Below are 16,886 nucleotides of genomic sequence, written 5' to 3' on the forward strand. Positions count from 1 at the left end.
CTTCCGTCAACGAGGGGCCGCTGTCAAACATCCCGGGGGTGAAGTATCTTGATGTCGAGACACTTTTGGAGGCGTGATGATCCACCATGTGCAGCTCGCCTGCCCTCCCGGAAGTGAGCAGGCCTCACGCGACTTCTACGCGGGGGTGCTCGGCCTGGCCGAGATCCCCAAGCCGCCCCTCCTCGCGGCCAGGGGCGGCTGCTGGTTCCGTGGCCACGGCATCGAGCTCCACCTCGGCGTCGAGGCCGACTTCCGCCCGGCCCGCAAGGCGCACCCCGCCCTCCTGGTCCACGACCTCGACCGGTGGGCCAAGCTTCTGGACGAGGCGGGCTACCCGGTCGAGGTCGCCGACGACTTCCCCGGCATGCGCCGCTTCCACAGCGCCGACCCCCACGGCAACCGCCTGGAGTTCCTGGAACCCCTCACCTGAGCGCGGGCGTCCGCGAGCGGTGCAGGGCCATCGCGGCGATCGCGCACAGTACGGCGGGCAGCAGGAGGGCGCGTGCCGTACCCGAGGGCTCCGGGGTCAGCAGGGCGCCCATGAGGACCACGCCGAGGGTGGCGCCGAGCTGCCGGGCCGCGTTGAGCAGGCCGCCCGCGGTGCCGGCCGTACCGGACGGGGCCGAGGTGACGACCGTGGTGACCAGGGCGGGCAGGGCGAACGAGACGCCGAAGCCGGTGCAGAGCAGACCGGCGACCAGCACCGGATACGCCGACCCGGCCAGCACCGCGACCGCGAAGATCACGCCGCCGAGGGTCAGCAGGGCCAGGCCCGCGGTCACCGGCCCGCGCGGGCCCGACCTGGCGACGATCCTGCCGGTGAGCAGCGGGTTGACGGCGAACGGCAGCGTCATCGGCAGGAAGGCGACCCCGGTCTCAAGGGGAGACAGCCCAAGGGTCCGCTGGAAGAGCAGCGGCAGCACGAACAGCACCCCGGCCATCGTGAAGTTGACAGCCGCCCCGGCCAGCAGCGCGGGCGTCACCCCCGGAGCACGCAGTACGGCGGGCGCCAGAACCGGTTCCCCGGTGGACGCGCGCCTCTCAAGGGCCGCGAAGACCGCCCCCGCGGCGAGGGCGACGGAGCCTGAGCACAGCGCGTGGACCGACTCGTCCGCGCCGAGCGCGATGAGCGCGTCTGTGCCCAGTCCGAGCGCTACACAGGCCGCGAACTGGGCGGACCAGGCGATCCTGCGCTCACCACGCGGACAGTGCACGGCACGCCCCCTGGTCAGCGCCAGTACGGCCGCCGCCAGTGGGACGTTGACCAGGAAGACGGCCCGCCAGCCGTACAGGCCGACCAGCAGTCCACCGGCGATCGGCCCGGTCGCCAGCGCGGCGCCGCTGAGGGCCGCCCACACCGACAGTGCCTTGGCGCGTTCGGCGGGCGCCGGGTAGAGCGTGCTGATCATCGCCATCGAGGCGGGCACACAGGCCGCCGCGGCGGCGCCGAGCAGCGCCCGCGTCGCGACCAGCGTCCACAGGTCGGGCGCGAACGCGCTCAGCAGGGAGCCGACCCCGAAGACGGCGACGCCCGCCCTGAAGACCCGGTGCGCGCCGTACCTGTCGCTGATCGCCCCCGCAGACAGCAACAGGGCGCCGAACACGACCGTGTAGCCGGAGACGGCCCACTGCAGGCCCGCCACCGAGCCGCCGAGCGAACGGGCCAGGTCGGGCTCGGCCACCGAGAGCACGGTCATGTCGAGCAGGACCGTGAAGTAACCGAGCGAGATGCCGAACAACGCCAGGGAACGCCTGGTGGAACCGATGGTCATGGGAAACGACTGTGCGGGAGGTGGGCCGTACGGCTCCACCGGCGGAGACGCAGGCTCCGTTCGGAATATCCGAACGCTCGGCGGAGGTTGGCCGGACATGGAGCTTCGCCAGTTACGGGTCTTCGAGGCCGTCGCCAGGCACGGGACCGTCACCGACGCCGCCAACGCGCTCGGCAACGCGCCCTCTTCGGTCTCCGCGCAGATCCGGGTGCTGGAGCACTCGCTCGGGGTCGCGCTGTTCGAGCGCGGCGCCCGGGGGATGGTCCTGACCCCGGCGGGGGAGCGCATGCGGCCGTGGGCGCGGCGCCTCCTCGACCAGGCCGAACAGGCCCGGCTCGACGTCACCGGGGGGCGGCGTGAGCTGCGTCTCGGCGCGCTGGAGACCATCGCCGCGACCCACGTGCCCGCGATCCTCGCCCGGCTGGCCGTACGGCGTCCCGAACTGCGGGTCGAGGTGCGCTCGGACGCCGCGCGGGATCGGCTGCTGGCCGACGTCGCAGACGGTGGCCTGGACGCGGCGCTGCTGCTGGACACGGGGGAGGGGCTCGGCGGGCTCGGCTTCGGCCTGCCGCCCGCGCCGCTCGACTTCCTCGACCTGGAGACCGTACGGCTCATGCTCGTCGCCGCCCCCGATCACCCGCTCTCCGGCAGGCACCGGGTGACCAGGGACGACCTGCGCGACCAGGACCTCCTGGTCAACGTGCCCGCCTGCTCGTTCTGGCTGGCCGGGGAGCGCCTGTTCGGGCAGGACGTGCGCCGGGTCAGGGCGGGCGGGGTCGCCGTCATGCGCGCCTGGGCCGAACGGGGTCTCGGCGTCACCCTGCTGCCCGAGTTCGCGGTCTCGGCCCAGCTCGCCGAGGGCTCTCTCGTACGGCTCGGCCTCGACGCCGCGCCGCTCGCGCTGCGGCTGGTCTGGCGCGCGGACCGGGAGGACGTGCCCGGCCTGCGCGAGGTCCTGTACGCCGTGGCGGACCCAGGCCTTAGGTTGTGACCGTGAGCACGCAGAGCGCGGAGCAGCGGATCTCCTCGGCGACCGGTTACCTGCTCCTGCGCCTGGGCGGCCTCGTGCGCGACCGGGTCGAGGGCGAGCTGCGGTCGTGGGGCGTTACGGGCAAGGAACTGCGGGTGATGAGCTTCGCGCACGGGAGGGAGGCCTCCCAGCGCGACCTGTGCGAGCTGTCCGGCCTCGACCGCACGACGATGGTCGCGGTGATCGACAAGCTGGAGCGGCTCGGCTATGCCAGGCGGGCCCGCAGCGAGGCCGACCGGCGCAAACAGCTCGTCCTGCTGACCGACAGGGGCAGACGGGCCGTCGAGGAGGCCGTGACGCGGATGACCGAGGTCGAGGCCGACTTCCTCTCGCCCCTCGAACCGGCCGAACGCGGACTGCTCAACGAGATGATCGCCCGGCTCTACGCGGCTCACCGTCCGTCGTGAGATTACTTACCGTTTTGGTGTGACTACATAGGGAAATGGTCCCTTATGTGGATAGCGGGGGCCGCTCCTGGGTTGAAGATCGACTGGGCCAGGATGCCCACCTACAACACGATCATGGCGGTCGCGGCGGGCGTCGGCCTGATCCTGGTGGTCGGGCTCGGCCACAAGGTGCTGCGCGGCAGGATCAACGACCACTTCGAGGGCTGGGCGCTGGCCTTCGGCGTGCTCGGCCTGATCCTCACCGCGACCGGCCTGCACATGACGCTCACCTGGCCGCTCGCCGGGCAGGGCTTCCCCTTCGACAACATCGTCTTCGGGGAGCCCTCGCTGGCCTTCGGGGTGCTGCTGCTGGCCGCCGCCCTCTACCTGTGGCGCAAGGGCGTGCTGATCGCCGCCGCACTCGACCGCCCCGCCCTGCTCGCCCGTACGGCGGGGCCCATCTCGCTTTTCGTCGCGGGGATGGGGCTGGGGTGCTTCGGCATCGCGGCGGCCGGATGGACCTACACCCTGTTCGCGGCGCCGCCCCAGGAACCCATCTCCGGGGCCTTCGCCGACATGCCGCTGCTTGAGGCGACGTTCATCTCCGGTCTCTACGTCCTGGTCGGCCTGGGCGCGGTGCTCTTCCCCCTGGCGCTGCGGTCCAAGGGGGGAAGGCTCACCACGGTCGTCGGGGTGTGCTGGGGGCTGGCGGGAATCGCCTTCACCCTGTTCGGGGCACTGAACTACTTCACCCACATCGGCCTGATCGTCAACACCATGTAGGCCGTACGGTCAGGGCTTGCGGGCGAGGCCGCAGAACTCGTCCACCTCGTGTTCGGCGCCGGGCAGGACGGGGTCGGGCCGCCAGCGCGGGCACGAGACCACCCCGGGTTCGACCAGGGCGAGTCCGTCGAAGAACAGGGCGATCTCGTCGGGGGAGCGGAGCGTGTACGGTGTCGAGCCCTCCCGGTTCCACACGGCGATGGCCGCCTCGAACTCGGGTCCCTTCACGACGTTGGTGCCGTCGGCGACCGCCAGGTAGCTGCCCCGGGGCAGCGCCCCCATCAGGTGCCCGACGACGGCCCGCGCCTGGGCGAGGTCGGTGACGTGCCCCAGGATGTTCATCAGCACGAGTCCGACGGGCCGGGACAGGTCCAGGGTGCGGCTCGCGGCCTTGAGAATCCGGTCGGGGTCGCGCAGGTCGGAGTCGATGTACTCCGTGCTCCCCTCCGGGGTGCCGACGAGCAGGGCGCGGGCGTGCGCGAGCACCAGGGGGTCGTTGTCGACGTAGACGACGCGGGCGTCGGGGGCCACGCGCTGGGCGACCTCGTGGGTGTTGTCGACGCTGGGCAGCCCGGTGCCGATGTCGAGAAACTGTCTGATGCCCGCCTCACCGGCCAGATACCGTACGGCCCGCGCGAGGAAGCCTCGTGACGACCTTGCGATATCGGCTATTTCTGGAAATATCGCACTAAACTGGTCACCGATCTCGCGGTCGATCGTGTAGTTGTCCTTGCCGCCCAGCCAGTAGTTCCAGATTCGCGCTGAATGGGCCACGCTGCTGTTGATTCCCCCCGGCTGTTCCTGGCCGGAGGGGAGAGGGGCGTCGGGCACGGAAGACTCTTTCTGTGGCGCCTGAAGCGAACGAACCCCTTTATAGCGCCCTCTCACCGATTTGCCGATTTTTATATAGATAAATCATCTCTTAGCGCCATATTTCCTGAACGTCAGGCCAGCGCCCGGGACAGTTCGGCGGCGGAGGCGGCCACCTGGGGGCCGACGACCTCGGGATCCAACGGCGTGAAGGAGACCACCCCGACCGACGCCTCAAGCCACGGCAACCCCGGCACCGGCGCCGCGATCCCCTTGGCCCCCTCCTGCAACTGTCCCTCGGTGACCACATATCCCGTACGGCCCGCACGCAGGGCGAGCACGGCCAGCCCGGCGGCCCCCCGGGACAGCGGGTGACGCGACCCCTCGCGGTAGGCGACGTGCATGTCCGTCCACGACGGCTCGACCACCGCGACCGCGAGCCCGTCCTCCCCCTCGGCGACCGTGAGGTGCGCGGTCGCCCCGACCTCCTCGGCGAGCCTGCGCAGCGCGGGCAGCGCGCCCTCGCGCAGCAGCGGTTGCACGGCCCTGGCCAGGACGAGGACGCCGAAGCCCAGGTGGAGACGGCCTTCACCGTCCCGCCTGACGAACCCCTCGCTCTGCAGGGTCGTGAGCAGGCGGTAGACCGCGGGGCGGCTCAACCCCAGTTCGGTCGCCAGTTCGGTCGGGGTCCTGCCCGGTCGGCCGTCGGCGAGCAGGCGTAACAGGCGCAGACCGCGCTCCAGGGTCTGCGAGGACTCGGCGGGCATCAGGGCGTCCGTCGGGCTGGGAACATGTCCCGATTATCCGTGCTGTCCCCGTACGGTGCCCGCGCGGCCTCCGCCGTACGGGAGCTGCCGGTATGACTTTTCGGTATGACCGAGCTGAGCTGAATGGGGCATGGCAGGAATCTGTTGATTTCCTGACTGGGGCTGTTGAGGGGTCGGAGATCTGTATAGGGTGCGAAACGATCGTTTTGACTGGATCACCGGGAGTTCGGGACATGCGACTCAACCTGCGACGGACTCTCGCCGTCGGCGCGGCCCTCGCGCTCGTCGGAGTGCTGACACCCGCGGCGGCGGCCTTCTCGGCGGACGACGACCGCAGTTGCAACGATCTGATGGGTGACGACGCCCCCGCCTTCATCGTGTGCCGCTGGCTGGCCAAGCCGGATGAGGCCTACGACATCGTGAAGTTCTGGGGCGCGAACGACAACGCCAACCTCAAGGCCGCGACCCCCACCGACGGCCAGTTCATCGACTGCTCGGCCCCGGGAAGCTCCTGCCCCCAGCTTGAGGGCGACGGCACCGTGGGCGACGAGAACACCCCGATCCCCGAGGGCGGCGACTCCGACGGCGCGCCCGAGTGCGAGAGCGGCCAGGAGTGCGCGGTCGGCGGCTATGAGGAGGGCGGCGACGGCACGGAGAGCGCGCCCGAGCAGAGCAGCGGCCTCAAGCCGACCGGTACCGCCGCGACCACCCAGGCCACACAGAGCACGCAGCCGGTGGCGGCCACGGTCCCGACCCAGCAGGAGGTCGCCGCCGCCACGCAGAGCCCCGTCGGCCAGGTGGTCACCACCGCCAAGGGCACCGGCCTGCGCGTCTGGATCGACACCGAACTGGCCGACGACTGGAAGGCCGGGGCGCAGAGCTTCGCCGCCGCCGTCAAGCGGGTCGCGGCCCTGGCCGCCCGCCCCGAGGTCGCCGGAATCCGGTTCAGCTCCCAGCTCGGCTACAACACGACGTTCAAGACCGACGACGAGGTGCTCGCCTTCGTCACGGCCGCCTCCTCCGCGCTGCGCCAGGCCGTACCGGGCAAGCGGCTCGGCGTCCACACGGTCGTCCCCGAGCTGGCCTGCGGCGGCAACGAGGCGTGCAAGACCGCGATGCGCACGCGCTACCCGCTGCTGGCCCCCGAGCGGGTCGAGTCGCACCTGATCTCCGGCCGGATCGACCAGCTCTCCCTTGACAACGGCCTGACCTACGGCGGCTACACCACCTGGAAGATCACCCCGGAGCAGGCCCAGGCCAACCAGTGGATCCAGGTCCGCGCCCGCGCCTGGGACGCCCTCGGCCAGGTCACCGCGGAGGACACCAGCCTGGTCGGCAAGGTCACCGCCGCGCACGCGGCCAAGGTCTCCAAGCCCGTCCTTGAGGGCTCCGCCCAGCAGGTGAACCTCTGGACCCGGGTCCAGGACGCCAAGGGCACCGTCACCCGGCTGACCGCCTGGGACGAGCTGAAGAAGCTCGCCCCGATCCAGCGCCGCATGGCCGCCGTCTACACCCCGGCGACGCCCGAGGTGGACGTCGCCACCGACCTCAAGAAGATCGCCGAAGCCTTCGGCCAGGTCTACCTGACGGTGGTCTGACCGACCCCTGGCTCACGACGGAAGTCATGAGCCAGGGCAGAGGTCACACCCCCTGTTGGGAGAAGACCGGGCGCCAGGAGGTGCCCTCGCCCTTCTCCGCCTCGAAGGCCGGACGGGCCGTCACCGTGTCGTAGACGATGTGCAGTGCCTCGATCCGGCCGTCTTCGGCCAGTTCGAGGACGTCCACGCACTCGAAGTTCGCCGGCTGGCCCGAGGGGAGGGTCCAGTCGAAGCGGAACCAGATGGTCACCAGCGGGGCGCCGGTGACGGTCCTGCCCTGGGTCGTGCCGAGCAGCAGCAGCCTGGCGCGGCCCGTGTCGGCGAACAGGGCGGGGTAGAACTCCGACGCGGGCATGGGGCCGTACAGGGGGGAGTGGACGATTCCCCCCGGTCTGTACAGGCCGAGCACGGCGTCGAGATCGCCACGCTCAAGCCCGTCGAGATAGGCGTGAGCGAGTTCTTCCGGTGTCACAGTTTTTCCTTTTCTCTGGGGTTACTCGGTTTGGTGAGGCGTTCGAGGGCACTGAGGTCGAGCTCCATGGCGCTCGTCCCCGGCGGCAGGCCCAGGGCGTCGACCGTGGCAGGGCTAAGCTGCCCGGCGTGACCGAGCACGGTCGCCCCCACGAGCAGCGCGACGCAGCGGCCGGGCAGCCACGGCGGGGGACCCCCCTCACGCGTGGTCAGCCGTACGGCACCGGCAGTGGCGCTCGTGGCGCTCGTGGCGCTCGCGACCGCGCGGGCCACGTCGACCAGCTCGGCCCAGCGGGGTTCTCCCGCGAGCACGGCGGCCAGGTGGTACGGCTGCGCGGGGACGAGGTCACGCAGCGCCCGCAGGTCCTCCTCGTCCGGGCGGTGCCCGGTGGGCACCTGAGGCGCCTGGCCCGTGAGGACCGGGGAGGTGAAGACCGTGCCCTGCTCGAACAGGCCAAGGCGCGTCCGGCCGCGTTCGGCGTCCCGGCGCAGCACGTCCAGCAGGCCGGGAAGGAGCGTGGTGCGCAGCTCGGGCTCTCCGGGGTTGAGCGGGTTGACGAGCGTGAGGGACCGTCTGCGCGGGTCGTCGGCCGCCAGCCCGAGGGCGTCCCACGACGTGGTTCCCACGAAGGGGAAGGCCGTGGTCTCGACGTATCCGGCGGAGGTCAGCGCCCGCCCGGCCATCCGCCTGACGCGCTGGAAACGAGGAGGCCCGGCCGGGTCGAAGGGCAGCGGTGTCTCACCGAGGGCGCGGATGTCGTCGAGGCCGTGTCTGAGCATCAGCGTGCGCTCGACGCCCACCCCGAAGGCGAACCCGCCGTACTCCGCCGGGTCGATGCCGCAGGTGGCCAGCACCCTGGGGTGGACCATCCCGCAGCCGCCCCACTCCACCCACCCGAGCCCCCCGCAGGTACGGCAGGCCCGGTCGGGGGTGCCACGGCAGACGGCGCACGCCACGTCGATCTCGGCGGACGGCTCGGTGTAGGCGAACCAGTGGGGCCGCAGCCGGGTCACCACCCCCTCGCCGAACACCGAGGCCGCGAAGTGGTCGAGCGTGCTCGCCAGGTCGGCCATGGTCAGGCCCCGGTCCACGACCAGCCCTTCGGCCTGGGTGAAGACCGGGCTGTGGGTGGCGTCGAGCGGGTCGGGACGGAAGACACGCCCGGCGCAGATCATCCGGATCGGCGGCTCGGAGGTGAGCATCCGCCTGATCTGCACCGGGGAGGTGTGCCCCCGCAGCACCAGGCCGCAGCCGCGTTCGGTGTCCGAGGGGTCGGCGACGTAGAAGGTGTGATCCCGGTCGCGGGCGAAGTGGTTCTCGTCCATGTTGAGCGCGTCGAAGACGAACCACTCGGCCTCGACCTCTGGCCCTTCTGCGACCTGGTAGCCGAGGTCGGTGAAGATGTCGGTGATCCGTTCGGACATGACGGTCACCGGGTGCCGGTCCCCGGGCGGGGCGCAGGAGACGCGGGACAGGACCGCGTCGGGGTGGGGAGCGGGAACGCGCCCCCCGGTGGCGGATCTCATCGCCCTTCCTTCAGGGTCCATGCGGCGATGCGCTCGTGGATCAGGTCCATCTGGTCCCAGGCCCGCCTGCAGGTCTCGGCGAGCCTGGGGAAGGCGGAGGGGGGCAGCGCCGCCAGGCGGGCCCTGCCGACGTTCCTGTGGTCGTCGTCGGCCTGGGCGTGCAGGGCGAAGTAGCCGCCCGCCTCCTCGCGGAAGATCTCCGAGGTGGCGAGGCCGAACACGTGGCCGCTCGACTCGACGACCATGTGCACGAGCACGATCCGCTGGGCCTCGTCCATCTGGTACATCTGGGCGACGAACCAGCTTCCCGCCGCCTCAAGGACCGGGTCGTAGACGTCGGTGCCCGCGTCGTACTGTTCGAGCAGCAGGAGGTCGTGACCGAACTCCTCACGCAGGTGCTCGCCGTACTCCGCGCGCAGGATCTCCTCGGCGCAGGTGGCCTGGCGGGCGTGGAGCATCCGCTGGAAGTAGGTCGCCCAGACGTAGAGGGCGGCCAGGAAACGCGTCCGTAGCGCGGGGTCCTCGTTCAGCCTGCCGCTGTCGAACAGGGTGAACAGCGTGTTGCCCCGATGGCGTCTGAGCAGCGACTCGTTCAGCCGGTCGAGCTCGGCGAGCGCCTCCTCGGCGCCGCCGAAGGTGGCTCTGGGCGCGTGCCCGTCCTCGTAGAGACCGGCTCCCTCGAACTGCACGGAAAGACCGTGGAACTCCTCACCGGGGCGGGTGCGGAACCCGTGGTCGCTGTCAGGGGGCACACACACGACGTCCCCCTCGGACAGTTCGCGTTCGTGGGAGCCGAGCAGCAGCACCGAGCCGCTGCAGACCAGGATCATGGACTTGGTCGGATGCCGGTGCACGGCCAGACTCTCCCCGTCGCGTAGCCGTACCCAGGCGAAGGAGGGTCTGCCCGCCTCGGGCAGGAAAGCGGCGAGGGCGTCGTTGCGGCGGAAGTCGCGTTGTTGGCCGAGTTGGTGGACGTGGCCGTCCACCCTGACCGAGGTGATGGCGCGTATGTCGTCGCGGGCGACTGTCGTCACGGACGGCGCCGTGGTCGTCTCGGTGCTCATGTCTGGAGTCCTCTCCCCCGGATCGCGGCGACCGCGCCGCGTGCCATGCGGAACGTCGGTTTTCTCATGCCGGTCGCGGGTTCCCTGGCCGGGACGCCCTTGAGCGCGGCGACCAGCCGGGAGTTGTCCACGGGCCGTCCGACGGAGACGCGCACGTGTCCCGGCCAGCCCATCGGCTCAGGGAGCGTGTCGAAACCGGCCCGCCACAGCTCGTCGGCGAGGGTGTGCTCCCCCTCGACCGTGACGAAGCCCGCCTCGGCGAAGACGCGCCCGACCCCTGGGCATCCGGCGAGCCCGGCCGCCAGGCGGTCGCGCTCTCCGGTGAAGGCCTCGATCCGGCCGCGCAGCGACGCGGGGCGCGTCAGCTCGGCGACGGCCCGCGCGGTCACCGGCCCCGGCAGCGCGTACGGCAGCCGCGTCTTGCGCAGCGCCGTGAGCAGGTCGGGGTGGGCGAGCACGGCGCCGAGCCGCAGCGCCGCGAGGCCGAGCGCCTTGGACATCGACCGCACGACCACGAGGTTGGGGTGCTCGGGGATCAGGTGCCGGTAGGACACGCGCCCCGAGCACTCGACGTAGGCCTCGTCGATCACCACCAGGCCGTCGAAGGCGTCGAGGAGCGCCAGGACGTCCCGCCGGTCCAGGCAGGTGCCGGTCGGATTGCCCGGGTCGCACAGGATGACGCCCTTGACCGGGAGCGAGGCCAGCCGTCCGACGTCGAGCCGGTCGAGCCGCTCTCCCCTGAGCGGGACGGGCACGCGGGCGACCCGGTAGACCGTGGCCAGCTCGTCGAAGAGCGCGAAGCTGGGCGGTGTCAGGGCGACCGCGTCCGAGGCGGGTTCGAAGAACGTCCTGAAGACCAGGTCGAGGCCGTCGGCCGCACCCCGGGTGATCAGGACGCTTTCCGGCCCCCAGCGCCACCGGGGACCGTCGGGCATGGGTTCGACGACGTCGAGGGCGCGGATGTAGGCGGCGACCAGGTCGTCGTTCCCGTTGTCGGGATAGTGGCGGTGCGGTCCGCCGAAGGGATTCTCGTTGTCTCTCAGATTGACCAGGTCGTGGCGTTCCCGGCGGGGAGCCGTGGGGAACGTCGGTCGCATCGACCGGATCACTTCACGTGCGAGACCTCCGGCCATGTCTCACCTCCTGCGGAGAAAGCCGGATGGAGGACCCTGGAGACCGATCGGTCGTATGCCTGGGAGTCTCCGGCTGGCTCCGCGCTGTCGCGGTGAGTCGGCGGGAGGTCGGCGAGGGGACGACCGATCCGCTGCGCAGGATTGGGGTCAGCTCACGCTGGAAGCTGAACCGGGATGGGTATCTTCGGTGGCGCGGGTGACGCTCTGGAAAGGCGTTCAGGGGGGTGGCCCCGGGGGCACGGTGGTCATGGGCCGTGCCGTTCGTGGGCGGACGATGTGACCGTGTGATGCATTGAACCTCACCTCACCGCTACATTATGAAGCTCATTGGCTACTTTAAGTTATTAGGTCGTGAATGGAGAGTCAATAGCCCGCAAGGGCAGGAGCGAATGCTTTGCCATATCGCCGATCCACCACCGAATTTCATCTATTCGGGCAGCGTATTAACGGAAAAATCCGATTTAAGTCGTAAATGTCCGGCGACTATGGGCGAGAAGAGAAGAGGGGCCTCGGGCCGGGGGCCGCCATGGTCATCGCGGCCCCCGCTGCCCTCGCCCCGGGGGTGTAAAAGCGGAAATTAGCTGAGATATCCGGCGAACTCCTCCAGGGAGATGAGGCCGTCACCGTCCTGGTCGATCCTGGCCACGGCCTCGGCCGCCCCCTCCGGGGTGAGCGGCTGACCGAGCACCTCCATCAGCCGCGCCAGCTCGGGCGCCGAGATGAGGCCGTCGCCGTCCACATCGATGATCTTGAACGTCGTCGCGTAGTCTTCCGCCACGGTGGGTCCGCCTTCCAGGGGTCGGGGGGATCAGATCCCCAGCACATTAGCGGCCCGTCCTCTCCCCGAGGAGAGGCCCGCCGAACCTCGGCGACGGCCTCACCCCGGGAATCTCGCGAAGGCTCAGACGACAGCTCCCGACCCCTCTCTCGTACGGCCCCGCCCCGCCTTGGGGCGCGGTGGCCCCGCCGTACCGCGTCGCTCGAACTCGACCGCGAGCGGCGCCGCCACCAGCGCGGAGGACAGGGTGCCGGTGACGATGCCGATCAGCAGCGCGATGGCGAAGTCGGTCAGCGAGTCGCCCCCGAGCACGGCCAGCGCCCCGAGGATGAACAGCGCGCCCAGGCCCGTGTTCACCGTCCGGGGCACGGTCTGCAGGACGGCGCCGTTGACCACCTCGGCGAACGGCGCCCTGCGTCGCGCCCCCCACAGCTCGCGGACCCGGTCGAAGACCACGACCTTGTCGTTGACCGAGTAGCCGATCACCGTGAGCATCGAGGCCAGGAAGACCCCGTCGATCGTCTTGCCCAGCCAGGCGAACACGCCGACCACCACCGCCGCGTCCACAACCAGGGCGATCACCGTGGCCAGCCCGAACGTCCAGCGGAACCGGAAGGCCAGATAGGTCAACTGCGCGGCGAGCGCGACCCCGAGCGCGATCATGGCGTTCCTGCGCAGCTCCTCGCCCAGGCTGGGGCCGATGAGCTCGTCGCGTTCCTTGGTGACCTGGCCGCCCTCGCTCTCCAGCGCGGCCTCGATCCGCGCCTGCTCGGCCTCGCCGATCCTGCCGGTCCGCACCGAGACGCCCTCGTCGGACGACTGCACGACCGCGTTCGGGAACCCGGCGCCGGAGACCAGCTCGCGGGCGGCGTCGGCGCTCAGCGGCGTGCTCGTCGAGTAGTCCATCATCCTGCCGCCGGTGAACTCGACCCCGAAGTTCATCCCCCTGACCGCGATCCCGCCCAGCGCGGCGACCACCAGCGCCGCGGTGACCATGAGGTACGGCACCCGCCTGCGCATCAGGTCGGGCTGACGCGCGGTCAGCCACCTGCGGACCCGGCCGATGTCCGCCAGGCCGGTCGCCCGGGGCCGCCTGGCGACCGAGGGCAGGTTCACCGCCCACTGGGCCAGGACCCGGGTGACGACCATCGCGGTGAACAGCGAGGCCACGACGCCGATGACCAGCGTGACGCCGAAGCCCCGCACCGGCCCCGAGGCCAGGAAGAACAGCAGGCCCGCGGCGAGCAGCGTCGTGATGTTGGAGTCGGCGACCGCGCTCCACGCGTTGCGGAAGCCCCCTTCGAGCGCGGGCCGCAGCCGGGGTTTGGCGGCGTACTCCTCCCTGGCGCGTTCGAAGACCAGCACGTTCGCGTCCACGGCCATGCCGATCGCCAGCACGAAGCCCGCCAGGCCGGGCAGGGTGAGCGTGGCGCCGAGCGCGACCAGCGCGGCGTAGGAGATCAGCGCGTAGCAGAGCAGGGCGATCGTGGCGACGGCCCCGGCCAGGCGGTAGGTCACCACGATGAACAGCCCGGTGAGCAGCACGCCGATGACGGCGGCCTGGGCGCTGGCCAGGATGGCCGCGGCGCCGAGCGTCGGGCCGACGGTCCGCTGCTCGACGATCTCGACGGGCACGGGCAGCGAGCCGCCCTTGATCAGCGCGGCGAGGTCCTGCGCCTCCTCGACGTCGAAGGCGCCGGTGATCTGCGTCGAGGGGCCGTTCAGCCCGACCCCGCAGCCGACGTCCTCGTTGACCTGCGGGGAGATGAGGACCTTGTCGTCGAGGACGATCGCGACCCTGCGCTTGGGGTCACCGTACGGATGGCAGGCGGCCTCGCCGGTCAGCTTCGCCCACTCCTTGCGGCCCTTCTCGCGCAGGTCGAGCGTGACGAACCAGCCGCCGCCGCTCTGCGGGTCCGTCCCGGCCGCGGCGTCGCTGACGCCGTCCCCGGTCAGCCGGGCGGGGCCGACGATCACCTTCGCGCCGTCCTCGTCGGGGATGACGCGCCGGTCCTTGCCGGGGGTCGTCCCCTCGGGCGCGGGGCCCTCGACGGCGTGGAAGGTCAGTTGGGCGGTCTTGCCGATGACCTCGGCGGCCCTGGCCGGGTCCTGCACGCCGGGCAGTTCGACGATGATGCGCCGCTCGCCGGAGCGTGACAGCGGGGCGTCGGCGACGCCGAGCGCGTCGGCCCTGCGGCGCAGCACCTCAAGGGTGCGGTCGGTCGCCTCGGCGTCGGCCTTGGCGGTGGGGGAGTCCCTGGTTTCCAGCACGATCTGGGTACCGCCGCGCAGGTCGAGACCGAGGCGCGGTGACATGGTCAGCGCGACGAAGAGCGAGACGGCGATGACGGCGAGCGCCGTCACCGCGCGCACCACGGGGGCACGCGACATGGAAGCCTCCACAGGCTTGGAAAAGAGAAGAAGAGAGGTCTGGTACGGCCCGCCGGCGGGCGTGCCGGAACGCCTCCCGGGGTGTTCCGGGAGGTCAGGTGATGGTCAGACGCCTGTGGAGAAGGGAGGGGCCCTGGCGGGGCCGGTTCCCGAGGCGGGAGGCGCGAGGAGCGCCTCACCCGATGAGCGCGCGTGCGAACCGGCCGGTGGAAGGAGGGGCGCGAAGCCCGTCCGCGGGGCGACGGCCAGGTGCCCGCCCGCGGCCGCCGGTCCCGAAAGGGCCGAGAGCAGCGCGGAGGCGAGGGTTCCCGGAGCGTGCGACCGCTCACCCGCCGAGGTGTCACGGCTCTCACGGGAGATCGGACGGGTCGCGGGGGCGGCAGCCGTACCGACGCTGGAAGAAGGAGCGGGGGGGAGGGCGGCGGGGCCGGCCGCGACGAGCAGGGGGAACAGCAGGCTGAGCAGCCACCCGAAGGGGGCTCCGTGCCTGAGCTGTCGCATGATCCCCTCCAGCGTCCAGCCTCCACCGTAGCCGTACCGGCGACATGCCGGGAGCGATCACTATTGGTATATCCCCATAAAGAGGTAAAGCTCGGGTAGTGCGGGCGCATGCGACTGACCCACACGGCTGATCTGTGGTGGAAGAACGCCGTCGTCTACTGCCTTGACGTCGAGACCTACAAGGACGGCAACGGCGACGGCATCGGCGACTTCAGAGGACTGGCCCAGCAGATCGACCATCTCGACCGTCTCGGGGTGACGTGCATCTGGTTGATGCCGTTCTTCCCGACCCCCGGCCGCGACGACGGCTACGACATCACCGACTTCTACTCGGTCGATCCCCGCCTGGGCACCCTCGGCGACTTCGTGGAGTTCATGCGAACGGCCAGGGACCGGGGCATCCGGGTGATCGCCGACCTGGTGGTCAACCACACCTCCGACGAGCACCCGTGGTTCAAGGAGTCCAGGTCGAGCCGGGACTCGCCCAAGCGAGACTGGTACATCTGGCGGGACGAACCCGAAGATTTCGACCCGAAGGCGATCGTCTTCCCCGACAAGGAGGACAGCATCTGGGAGCTTGACGAGGGAAGCGGCCAGTACTACCTGCACAGCTTCTACCGCTTCCAGCCCGACCTGAACGTGGGCAACCCCGAGGTCCGCGACGAGATCGCCCGCATCCTCGGCTTCTGGATGGAACTCGGCCTTTCCGGCTTCCGGGTGGACGCGGTGCCGTTCCTGATCGAGGGGGCGGGCAACGACCCGCACTCCTTCCTGGCCGACCTGCGCGCCTTCATGAACCGCCGTGACGGTGGCGCGATCCTGCTGGGCGAGGTCAACCTGCCCTACCCGGACCTGATGGCCTACTTCGGCAACGGGAACGGCAACGAGGTCACCATGTGCTTCGACTTCATCGGGATGCAGCGCCTGCACCTGTCGCTGGCCAGGGGACGCCCGGCCGCCCTGGGTGAGGCCCTGAGTGAGCGGCCCGCCCCGCCGAAGGACAGCCAGTGGGCCACCTTCGTCCGCAACCACGACGAGCTGACCCTGGACAAGCTCACCGACGAAGAACGTCAGGAGGTCTTCGACGCCTTCGCCCCCGACGAGGACATGCGGGTCTTCGGCAGGGGCATCCGGCGGCGTCTGCCCCCGATGCTCGACGGCGACCAGCGGCGGCTCAGACTGGCCTACAGCGTGCTCTTCTCCCTGCCGGGCACGCCGGTGCTCTTCTACGGCGAGGAGATCGGCCTCGGTGAGAACCCCAAGGGGGAGGGCCGGATGGCGGTCAGGATCCCCATGCAGTGGACGCCCGCCGGTGGGTTCTCGCCCGTCGCCGAGCGGACCGCCGTCCCCACCCCCTCCGGCGAGTACGGCCCGCACAACGTCAACGTCGAGGTCCAGCGCCGCGAGCCCGACTCGCTGCTGCACTGGATCACCCGGCTCATCGAGCGCTACCGGGAGTCGCCCGAGCTGGCCTGGGGCTCCTACCAGGTCCTGGACGCCGACGACGACGCCGTGCTCGTCCACCGGGCCGACGCGGAGGGCGGAACCGTGGTCGCCGTCCACAACTTCGCCGACCGCGAGGCACGGGCCGAGTTCGTGCTGGAGGGACTCGACGAGGGGCTGGTGCTGACCGACCTGCTGGTCGACGGCACGCTTGACCTGCCCCCCGACGGCAGGGTGAGCCTCACGCTTGAGCCGTACGGCACGCGCTGGCTGCGGTCGGCCGCTCCCGACGAGCCCCTTGAGGACGCCTCGGCGAAGGGGAGCTGAGGCCGGGTGCGAGGCCACTCACGGGACCGCATATGCTTCGCATGGCCAAATTTATGGATTTAGCGGGACTTAAAGGGAGAAATTGACCGTGTACAAGGAGTTCGC

At 70.8% G+C, this 16,886-nt stretch carries 16 protein-coding genes; 6 read left to right on the forward strand and 10 right to left on the reverse strand.

Features of this window, described 5'->3' with window-relative positions:
* Positions 1–76 precede the first annotated feature (76 nt).
* Complete coding sequence (locus tag FHS44_RS23505; protein ID WP_184718172.1) at positions 77–430, forward strand: VOC family protein; 354 nt, start codon at positions 77–79, stop codon at positions 428–430.
* Here the strand turns inward: FHS44_RS23505 and FHS44_RS23510 are convergent.
* Complete coding sequence (locus FHS44_RS23510; RefSeq protein ID WP_184718174.1) at positions 423–1,772, reverse strand: MFS transporter; 1,350 nt, start codon at positions 1,770–1,772, stop codon at positions 423–425. The genes FHS44_RS23505 and FHS44_RS23510 overlap by 8 nt on opposite strands.
* A 97-nt stretch (positions 1,773–1,869) precedes the next feature.
* Between FHS44_RS23510 and FHS44_RS23515 the strand changes: the two genes are divergently transcribed.
* From FHS44_RS23515 to FHS44_RS23525, 3 genes are all read left to right on the forward strand, one after another.
* Entirely contained in the window at positions 1,870–2,763 is an 894-nt protein-coding gene (locus FHS44_RS23515; RefSeq protein WP_184718176.1) for a LysR family transcriptional regulator, read from the forward strand.
* 2 nt (positions 2,764–2,765) lie between these two features.
* Entirely contained in the window at positions 2,766–3,209 is a 444-nt protein-coding gene (locus tag FHS44_RS23520) for a MarR family winged helix-turn-helix transcriptional regulator (protein WP_184718178.1), read from the forward strand.
* 72 nt (positions 3,210–3,281) lie between these two features.
* Positions 3,282–3,971, forward strand: a complete 690-nt coding sequence (locus FHS44_RS23525) for a DUF981 family protein (protein ID WP_246435926.1) — start codon at positions 3,282–3,284, stop codon at positions 3,969–3,971.
* 9 nt (positions 3,972–3,980) lie between these two features.
* Here the strand turns inward: FHS44_RS23525 and FHS44_RS23530 are convergent, their stop codons facing one another.
* Entirely contained in the window at positions 3,981–4,802 is an 822-nt protein-coding gene (locus FHS44_RS23530; protein ID WP_184718182.1) for an SAM-dependent methyltransferase, read from the reverse strand.
* A gap of 113 nt (positions 4,803–4,915) precedes the next feature.
* Complete coding sequence (locus FHS44_RS23535; RefSeq protein WP_184718185.1) at positions 4,916–5,548, reverse strand: IclR family transcriptional regulator; 633 nt, start codon at positions 5,546–5,548, stop codon at positions 4,916–4,918.
* Positions 5,549–5,781: 233 nt separating this feature from the next.
* On the opposite strand from FHS44_RS23535, the gene FHS44_RS23540 reads away from it, so the two are divergent.
* Positions 5,782–7,146, forward strand: coding sequence for a hypothetical protein (locus tag FHS44_RS23540; RefSeq protein ID WP_184718187.1), 1,365 nt, complete (start codon positions 5,782–5,784; stop codon positions 7,144–7,146).
* A 43-nt stretch (positions 7,147–7,189) separates the two neighbouring features.
* Here FHS44_RS23540 and FHS44_RS23545 read toward each other — a convergent pair whose 3' ends face one another.
* The 7 genes from FHS44_RS23545 to FHS44_RS23575 form a co-directional block, all read right to left on the reverse strand.
* Positions 7,190–7,618, reverse strand: coding sequence for a nuclear transport factor 2 family protein (locus tag FHS44_RS23545; RefSeq protein WP_184718189.1), 429 nt, complete (start codon positions 7,616–7,618; stop codon positions 7,190–7,192).
* A complete protein-coding gene (gene pheS, locus FHS44_RS23550) occupies positions 7,615–9,144 on the reverse strand; it encodes a phenylalanine--tRNA ligase subunit alpha (protein WP_246435928.1) in 1,530 nt (509 codons plus the stop codon). Before pheS ends, FHS44_RS23545 begins: the two co-directional genes overlap by 4 nt.
* Complete coding sequence (locus FHS44_RS23555; protein WP_184718194.1) at positions 9,141–10,208, reverse strand: cupin domain-containing protein; 1,068 nt, start codon at positions 10,206–10,208, stop codon at positions 9,141–9,143. The genes pheS and FHS44_RS23555 overlap by 4 nt, the downstream gene beginning before the upstream one ends.
* Positions 10,205–11,305: an aminotransferase class I/II-fold pyridoxal phosphate-dependent enzyme gene (locus FHS44_RS23560; protein WP_221461206.1), complete on the reverse strand. Its 1,101-nt coding sequence runs from the start codon at positions 11,303–11,305 to the stop codon at positions 10,205–10,207. The genes FHS44_RS23555 and FHS44_RS23560 overlap by 4 nt, the downstream gene beginning before the upstream one ends.
* A 613-nt stretch (positions 11,306–11,918) precedes the next feature.
* Entirely contained in the window at positions 11,919–12,119 is a 201-nt protein-coding gene (locus FHS44_RS23565) for an EF-hand domain-containing protein (RefSeq protein ID WP_184718199.1), read from the reverse strand.
* 123 nt (positions 12,120–12,242) lie between these two features.
* Entirely contained in the window at positions 12,243–14,510 is a 2,268-nt protein-coding gene (secD, locus tag FHS44_RS23570) for a protein translocase subunit SecD (protein WP_184718201.1), read from the reverse strand.
* A 105-nt stretch (positions 14,511–14,615) separates the two neighbouring features.
* Complete coding sequence (locus FHS44_RS23575; RefSeq protein WP_184718203.1) at positions 14,616–15,011, reverse strand: hypothetical protein; 396 nt, start codon at positions 15,009–15,011, stop codon at positions 14,616–14,618.
* A 108-nt stretch (positions 15,012–15,119) separates the two neighbouring features.
* Here FHS44_RS23575 and FHS44_RS23580 point away from each other — a divergent pair, with 108 nt between their 5' ends.
* Entirely contained in the window at positions 15,120–16,781 is a 1,662-nt protein-coding gene (locus tag FHS44_RS23580; RefSeq protein WP_184718205.1) for an alpha-amylase family protein, read from the forward strand.
* Positions 16,782–16,886 lie beyond the last annotated feature (105 nt).

The organism is Streptosporangium saharense (assembly GCF_014203715.1).
GTDB lineage: Bacteria > Actinomycetota > Actinomycetes > Streptosporangiales > Streptosporangiaceae > Streptosporangium > Streptosporangium saharense.